We start from the raw sequence: 249 nt of genomic DNA, 5'->3' as shown, positions 1-249 counted from the left end.
CACCTTTATCTCCGCAATCGTCTCTCAATTTTCGCAGCCTTCCTCAGCTAAATTGATGAAGCGTCACATCCCCGAGGAGCATGTCGGTGTCGCAGTGTCGATCGCTCAAAGCATGAGTGCGATCTTTCTGTTAGCTGGTCCTATTATCGGCAGCTTCTTTTACGAGCATATGGGCATATACCCATCACTCATCACCATGGCAGTGCTGTTTCTTATCTCCACGCTTATCTTACAAACACTACCCTCAAC

General features: G+C 47.8%; 1 protein-coding gene. It reads left to right on the top strand.

Annotated features, from left to right (window positions below; translation table 11 throughout):
- A partial coding sequence (locus tag SB775_RS32320; protein ID WP_410865381.1) for an MFS transporter occupies positions 1–249 on the top strand: 249 nt, incomplete at both ends.

The sequence above is a fragment of the Peribacillus sp. SIMBA_075 genome (genome assembly GCF_046534585.1).
The sequence above is the reverse complement of the archived record's forward strand: the minus strand, read 5'-3'. Positions and strand labels throughout refer to the sequence as shown.